This window comes from Methylobacterium sp. WL120 (assembly GCF_008039465.1).
Lineage (GTDB): Bacteria > Pseudomonadota > Alphaproteobacteria > Rhizobiales > Beijerinckiaceae > Methylobacterium > Methylobacterium cerastii.
Genome location: NZ_VRUT01000204.1, coordinates 1 through 6,711, shown reverse-complemented (window position 1 = coordinate 6,711; position 6,711 = coordinate 1). Strand labels below are relative to the sequence as shown.

The following is a 6,711-nucleotide window of genomic DNA, read 5'->3' as shown; positions in this document are numbered from 1 at the left end:
TTGACCTGATCCCCCTTCAGACCGCCATACTCGGAACGCCAGCGATAATACGTGACTTCGGTCACCTCAATGGACTGGATTGCTTCGGCAACTTTGCGACCTTGTGAGACCAGAACATCCACTTGGCGTAGCTTGGCGACGATCTCTTCAGCCGTATGCTTCTTCCGTCCCATGAAAACATCCTCCACATGGCTCGAAGCCATACCTCAGGGAGGACCACTTTTCAGGAGGCAGGCCAGCCGATCTGCCAATTCGAAGATTTTATAAGACCAATAAAGTCGAATCGCCCGCGCTACGAGAAGCGATCGATCGCGATTTAACATTTGTGCATGGTGATATTCGTCACGCAGAGCAGGATCCAAAGAAGTTTTACGAAGGATTCGATACCGGGTGGGGCTGCGTTGTCCAACGTCTTGATCTTCGTCGGAAGTACGTTGACGAAGTCGTATATCAGGCGTTCATGGAAATGCCGACGGACACGGCGGTTCGCTTATTCGTGCTTCGTGGTCCGGGTGGGAGTGGAAAAACCGTTGCTCTTAAACGCATTGCCTGGGAGGCGGCAACACAACTGAATGAGTGTCCTGTCCTGTGGTTCGAGCAAGACGGTGCTCTGCTTCCTGAACATGTGATGGAGCTCTACGGCCTGACGGACAAGCGCGTCTTCGTCTTTGTCGATCGCTTGGCACTACACACAGATCGGGTGATGGCGCTTCTCTCCACGTGCAAAAAGCAACGTGTCCCCGTCACGGTTATTGGCGCTGAGCGAGACAGCGAATGGAACGTTTACTGTTCGGCGCTCGACAGATGGAATCCAATTTTCACGCGTGTTCCAAATCTTTCAACGCAAGATGTCGAAGGCCTAATTGATTTGCTGGAGCGTCACAGATGCCTTGGCCTCCTGACGGGGCGGCCACGCCAAGAGCAAATTGATGCCTTTATGAAGACGGCCGAGCGGCAACTACTCGTGGCCCTTCACGAGGCAACTCACGGGCGTAAACTCGAAGACATTGTTTTTGGCGAGTATAACGATGTTACTCCCGAGCAGGCGCGGAGGCTTTATCTCGACATCGCAACAATGCATCAATTTGCGGTTCCGGTCCGGGCTGGAACGATATCTCGTGTCTCTGGCGTTCGTTTCAATGACTACGAGACGAAGTTTTTAAAGCCGCTAGAGAATGTGGTTATCACCGGACAGGATGCTCATACCGGTGACCATAACTATCGCGCTCGTCATTCTCGAATCGCGAGTCTAGTCTTTAATCAGGCCTGTCCCTCGGACGAGGAAAAAGCCGATCAGCTAATTCGAATTATCGGTGGGCTCGATCCGGGATATTCAGTCGATAGTCACGCTTTGTTGGAAATCACGCGTGGCCGCAATCTGAGCAAGACGATGGTTGGTGCGGAGCCAGGTCGGGATGTTTATCGTGCCGCCTCGAAAGCGGCCCCTGAGATGGGCTTCATCGATCAGCAATGGGCTATTTTCGAAGCCAACCATTCCGGCGGCTCTCTATCTGAAGCGGAAATGTTGGCCAAACGGGCCCGTTCGAAGGACCGCGGTTCGAGTTCAATCATTCATACGCAGGCCGAGATTGCTCGCCGGCGGGCGAATGTGGAGCATTCAGAGCTCTTGAAGGAGCAATTTCGGCGGCAGGCTCGTGATCGGCTTTCCGAGATGCGTCCGGCCAGCAGCGTTTTAACGGCCTCTTCGCGATGCAAGCTGCTTGTTGATGAGGTCGCCGATCTCTCGGAGACAATCGACGATACTGCGAGTGCGGCAGATCTGAGCTTTTTTGCTGATAAGGTCAAAGAAGCCGAGAAGGCGCTCGATCGGGCTACTGCGAGCTATGCTGGCGATCCAGATATTGCCGATACCGAAGCGCGTCTATTGACAGTGATCAATGAGAAACGAGCAGCGACACGGGCTTTGGAACGGGCTTGGTCTCTGAATCCGCGGGGGGGCCGGTGTGCCGATGCGGCTAGCGTCTGTCTATGCCAAGGGTGGAGACCGTAAAAAGGCCGTGGATCTCCTCACGGCTGCGATCGAGAAAAACCCTGACGACCGCATCTTGCATTTGACGATCGCAAAGCATCTTATCCAAGAAGATATCGAAGATATTCGAATCGAGCCACACCTCTCGTCATCTTATACGAGAGGTGACGTTGCCTTTGAGGCGAGACATGTCCATGCTCAGTTCCTTCTTCTGCGCGGCCGAGGCCCAGAAGCGGTGCAATTATTCGACCAAATTGATGTCGGTGCCCCTCCCGATTTTCGTCAAAGAGCTCAGTCTGGCCAATCCTCGCTTGTAAAACTTTTCCCACGAATGATTGGAACTGTGGCGAGGATTGAGTCGACGTACGTTTTTCTAAAATCGCCGTCTTATCCGAGAGACGTATTTTCGCATTCGGATCATACTGACCCAAGGACTTGGGATATTTTAACGTTTGGTGTTGAGGTTAACTTCGAGCCCCGATTTAATCGCAAGGGGCTTCTTGCATTCGACATACAAATTGGTCGTGAGCAGGATCGAAAAACGACGATCTCGTGATGGGTCCAGAGCTCAGAAAATGCCTTCGCGATGGGGTAAACACGGAGAGCGCGTACCACCCTTCCGCAATATGCCCTGGATCGTAATGCCGATCACGACCATCAATGGCTTATCGTCGACACTGGGCGTGTCAATCATCGGCATGGCGAGTTCACCTCGTGGAGAATTCCAGAACGAATCACCTTTTGTCGTTGGACGTCGACTGATGTCATTTGAAAGCGGGTTCATCGAACCCCGCGTCTCAACGGACAGACTTTATTTTTTGGTCATTTTGGACAAACTATTTCTTTGGCCAGACTTTATTTTCTGACCAGACTTTATTTGTTTTCTACAAGCGAACTGTTTGAAAGATCGCGCCTATTCCACCGTGACGGACTTGGCGAGGTTTCTCGGCTGGTCCACGTCCTTACCCATGACAACGGCGGTGTGGTAGGCGACGAGTTGGATCGGCACCGCGTAGACGATCGGCGCGACCGTCGGGTCGAGGTCGGGCATCGTCACCGTGGCCAGGGTGTCGAGCCCGTGCTCGGCTGCGCCCTTGGCGTCGCCGATCAGCACGATGCGCCCGCCGCGGGCGGCGACCTCCTGCATGTTCGACACGGTCTTCTCGAACACCGCGTCGTGCGGGGCGATCACGATCACCGGCACGCTCTCGTCGATCAGCGCGATCGGCCCGTGCTTGAGCTCGCCCGCCGCATACCCTTCCGCGTGGATGTAGCTGATCTCCTTCAGCTTCAGCGCGCCCTCCATCGCCATCGGGTAGCTGGTGCCGCGGCCGAGGTAGAGCACGTCCCGCGCCTTGGCGATCTCGCGGGCCAGCCCCTCGATCTCGTTCTCGCGGGCCAGCGCGTCGGCCATCAGGCCGGGCACGGTGATCAGCGCGTCGACGAGGCGGCGCTCCTCCGCGGCGTCGATGGTGCCGCGGGCGCGGCCGGCGGCGATGGCCAGGCACAGCAGCACGGTGAGCTGGCAAGAGAAGGCCTTGGTCGAGGCGACGCCGATCTCGGGGCCGGCGAGCGTCGGCAGCGCCACGGAGGATTCCCGCGCGATGGTCGAGGTCGGCACGTTGACGACGCACACGCTGTGTTGCCCTTGGGACTTCGCGTAGCGCAGCGAAGCCAGGGTGTCGGCGGTCTCGCCCGATTGCGAGATGACGAGCGTCAGCCCGTCGCGCTCGAGCGGCGCTTCGCGGTAGCGCGCCTCGGAGGCGACGTCGATCTCGACGGGAAGCCGCGCGATCTGCTCGAACCAGTAACGGGCCACCAGCCCCGCATAGTAGGCGGTGCCGCAGGCGGTGATGTTGAGGCGCGTGAGCTTGGCGAAGTCGAAGGGCAGCGGCTCGGGCAGCGCGACGCGCCCTTGCGCGAGGTCGACGTAGTGGGAGAGCGTGCGGCCGACGACCTCCGGCTGCTCGTGGATCTCCTTGGCCATGAAGTGGCGGTGGTTGCCCTTGTCGATCCGGTAGGCCTGCGTCGCGATGGTCTGGCGCGGGCGCTGGACGACCGCGCCGTGGATGTCTCGGATCTCGGCACCGCTGCGCGACAGGATCGCCCAGTCGCCCTCTTCCAGATAGGTGAGCGCGTCGGTGAACGGCGCCAGCGCCAGCGCGTCGGAGCCGAGATAGGTCTCGCCCGCGCCGTAGCCGATTGCGAGCGGCGCCCCGTGCCGGGCGCCGACCAGCAGGTCGTCGTGGCCGGCGAACAGGAAGCCGAGGGCGAAGGCGCCGCGCAGGCGCGGGAGGCAGGCGGCCACCGCCTCGACCGGTCCGAGGCCCTGGTCCATGGCATGGCTGACGAGCTGGGCCACCACCTCGGTGTCGGTCTCGCTCTCGAACCGGACGCCCTTGGCCTCGAGCTCGTGCTTCAGTTCGCGAAAATTCTCGATGATGCCGTTGTGGACCACGGCGAGCCGCGCGGTGGCGTGCGGGTGGGCGTTGGTCTCGTTGGGGCGGCCATGGGTCGCCCAGCGGGTGTGGCCGATGCCGATCGCGCCGGCCAGCGGCTCCTCGCGCAGCCTCGCCTCGAGGTTGACGAGCTTGCCCGAGGCCCGCCGCCGAGCCAACCGCCCGTGCTCCAGCGTGGCGATGCCGGCCGAGTCGTAGCCGCGGTATTCCAGGCGGCGAAGCGCCTCGACCAGCGGACCGGCCACTGCCCCGTTACCGACGATGCCGACGATGCCGCACATGCTGAGTTGTCTTTCGGTTCGCCCGGTGGACCGGCGGCTTGTACCGGATCGCCGCCGCACGAGGCCAGCCCCCCGTGGCTACGCAGGGCAGGCGATGCAGTGGGCCGTTTACGTGAGAGGCGCGGGCCGTCTTTTGAAGGGGCTGCGGGTGCGCCCGCCGGGACCTACGCTTTGCCTGCGCGCGCCACCTTCTCCGCCTGCAGCGCCGCGCGCTTCGTCTCGGCCCAGCCCGGCTTCGTCGCCTGGCGGCCGCGGGCGACGGCGAGCGCCCCGTCGGGCACGTCGTCGGTGATCACCGAGCCGGAGGCGACGAAGGCGCCGGCACCGATCGCGACGGGGGCGACCAGCGCGGAGTTCGAGCCGATGAAGGCGCCGGCCCCGATCCGGGTGCGGTGCTTCGAGACCCCGTCGTAGTTGCAGGTGATGGTGCCGGCCCCGACGTTGGCGCGGGCGCCGACCTCGGCGTCGCCGAGATAGGTCAGGTGCGCGGCCTTGGCGCCCGGCCCGAGGCGGGCGTTCTTCAGCTCCACGAAGTTGCCGATGCTGGCGCCGGCCTCCAGCACCGCGCCGCCCCGCAGGCGCGCGAACGGGCCGACGCTCGCGCCCGCCTCCAGGCGCACGTCCTTCAGGTGCGAGAAGGCGTGGACGACGCACCCGTCGTCGACGCGGACGCCGGTGTCGAACACCACGTTCGGCTCGACGAGCACGTCGCGCCCGAGGATCGTGTCGTGGCTGAGGAACACCGTCTCGGGGGCGACCAGCGTCGCGCCGCCGAGCTGGGCGCTGCGGCGCAGGCGCGCCTGGATCGCGGCCTCGGCGACGCCGAGCTGCACCCGGTCGTTGACCCCTTGCGCCTCCGCCTCCGTCACTGGAACCACGGCGACGGAGAGCCCGTCGCCGACGGCCAGCGCCACCGCGTCGGGCAGGTAGTACTCGCCGGCGGCGTTGTCGTTGCCGATCCGCTCCAGGAGCGCCAGCGCGTGGTCGCCCGACAGCGCCATCAGCCCGGCGTTGCACAGGCGCACCGCGCGCTCCGCTTCGCTGGCGTCCTTCTCCTCGCGGATCGCGACCACGTGGGCGCCCTCGGTCAGCACCCGGCCGTAGCCGGCGGGTGCCTCGGTTTCGAAGGCCAGTACCACTACCGCTGCGCCCTCGGCCAAGGGCGCCCGCAGCCGCGACAGGGTCTCGCCGGTGATCAGCGGGGTGTCGCCGAAGGCCACGATGACGTCGTCGCCTTCCCCGTCGTCGCCTTGGCTCAGGATCGCCCGGGCAGCCAGCACCGCATGCGCCGTGCCGAGGCGCTCGACCTGCGGGTAGATTGCGGCGCCCGGCGCCAGCGCCGCGATCTCGCGGGCGACGTCGTCGCGGCCGGGCTCGGCCACCACGGCGATGCGTGCGGCACCCGCCGCCTGCACCGCAGCGAGCACATGGCCGAGCATGCTGCGGCCCGCCAGGCGATGGAGCACCTTCGGCAGGTCGGAGCGCATCCGCGTGCCCTTGCCGGCGGCGAGCACGATCGCGGTGAGGCTTCGCCGCGCGGGGGCCGGTGTCGTCATCGCGTTCAGGTTCCCGGGGACGGTCGCTGGTGCCGCCCGCCGGGACCGGCGGGCGACGGGATGGGAGCACCCGATTAGCCGATCGCGCCCGTCCCGCAAAACGGCGTCGCCTCGCCGTCGTCCTTCCGCTCCGCCGCGCGGCCTCGATCACACAGGCGCCGGAATTCGCGCCCGCCGGCCGCGCTTAACCGAGAGTTCAGGCACCGGGATGGTACGAGGGGCCGATTGTTGCGAACCGTTTCCGGCACTTCGCTGTTTCCGGTCCTGTTGCCGAACCACCCGAACGAAGGGGCACGACGCTGCCGACCGACCCGCGCTCCGACGCCCTCCGCGATCCCCGTGGGCCCGCCCGCCCGGACGGCACCCGCCGCGACGTCGTGCGCCTGGCAGCGCTCGGTGCGGTGCTCGCCGGCACGGGCCTGCGG

Annotated in this window: 7 protein-coding genes; 3 read left to right on the top strand and 4 right to left on the bottom strand. The window is 63.8% G+C overall.

Going from position 1 to position 6,711, the window contains the following annotated elements; translation table 11 throughout:
- Nucleotides 1-173, bottom strand: a 173-nt coding sequence (locus FV229_RS24080; RefSeq protein WP_147754371.1) for a transposase, incomplete at its 3' end; no start/stop codon positions are given.
- Nucleotides 174-325: 152 nt separating this feature from the next.
- On the opposite strand from FV229_RS24080, the gene FV229_RS24075 reads away from it, so the two are divergent.
- The 3 genes from FV229_RS24075 to FV229_RS27665 all read left to right on the top strand — a co-directional run bounded on the left by FV229_RS24075 (nucleotide 326) and on the right by FV229_RS27665 (nucleotide 2,856).
- On the top strand, nucleotides 326-2,011 hold the full coding sequence (locus tag FV229_RS24075; protein WP_147754370.1) for a hypothetical protein: 1,686 nt from the start codon (nucleotides 326-328) through the stop codon (nucleotides 2,009-2,011).
- 7 nt (nucleotides 2,012-2,018) lie between these two features.
- The gene (locus FV229_RS24070) at nucleotides 2,019-2,546 is read left to right on the top strand and encodes a hypothetical protein (RefSeq protein ID WP_147754369.1); all 528 of its coding nucleotides are present in this window, start codon (nucleotides 2,019-2,021) and stop codon (nucleotides 2,544-2,546) included.
- 85 nt (nucleotides 2,547-2,631) lie between these two features.
- Complete coding sequence (locus FV229_RS27665) at nucleotides 2,632-2,856, top strand: hypothetical protein (RefSeq protein WP_187275270.1); 225 nt, start codon at nucleotides 2,632-2,634, stop codon at nucleotides 2,854-2,856.
- Nucleotides 2,857-2,903: 47 nt separating this feature from the next.
- On the opposite strand, the gene glmS is transcribed toward FV229_RS27665, so the two are convergent.
- From glmS to FV229_RS27820, 3 genes are all read right to left on the bottom strand, one after another.
- Nucleotides 2,904-4,730: a glutamine--fructose-6-phosphate transaminase (isomerizing) gene (gene glmS / locus FV229_RS24065; protein ID WP_147754368.1), complete on the bottom strand. Its 1,827-nt coding sequence runs from the start codon at nucleotides 4,728-4,730 to the stop codon at nucleotides 2,904-2,906.
- 164 nt (nucleotides 4,731-4,894) lie between these two features.
- Nucleotides 4,895-6,286: a bifunctional UDP-N-acetylglucosamine diphosphorylase/glucosamine-1-phosphate N-acetyltransferase GlmU gene (glmU, locus tag FV229_RS24060; RefSeq protein WP_147754367.1), complete on the bottom strand. Its 1,392-nt coding sequence runs from the start codon at nucleotides 6,284-6,286 to the stop codon at nucleotides 4,895-4,897.
- 74 nt (nucleotides 6,287-6,360) lie between these two features.
- A partial coding sequence (locus tag FV229_RS27820; RefSeq protein WP_210246621.1) for a hypothetical protein occupies nucleotides 6,361-6,711 on the bottom strand: 351 nt, incomplete at its 5' end.